Genomic DNA, 336 nt, shown 5'->3' on the forward strand with positions numbered 1-336 from the left:
CATCCGGGGACGGATCGAGGCCGGAGCCCACGGCGACGGCGGCGGCTGCGCCGCCTACGCCGCCGGGCCCGCCGAGCACGCGCTCGGCGGCGCCCGCCCCCGCCTCGAACACGCCCCCGCCACCACCAGCGCCGCCACCCGGGAGGTCACCGAGTACTGCCACCGGGCCGGCGTCTGGGTCGAGGCCGAACTGGGCGAGAGCGGCGGAAAGGACGGCGCGCACGCCCCCGGTGTCCGCACCGACCCCCGCGAAGCGTGCGCGTTCGCCACGGCGACCGCCGTCGACGCACTGGCCGTCGCCGTGGGCAGCTCCCACGCGATGCTCACCCGCGACGC

The 336-nt window shown here is 79.2% G+C and carries 1 protein-coding gene; it reads left to right on the forward strand.

Features of this window, described 5'->3' with window-relative positions; genetic code table 11:
• A partial coding sequence (locus tag PUR61_RS14005) for a class II fructose-bisphosphate aldolase (protein WP_329879146.1) occupies nucleotides 1-336 on the forward strand: 336 nt, incomplete at both ends.

This window comes from Streptomyces sp. BE20 (assembly GCF_036322525.1).
In the GTDB taxonomy this organism is placed as follows: domain Bacteria; phylum Actinomycetota; class Actinomycetes; order Streptomycetales; family Streptomycetaceae; genus Kitasatospora.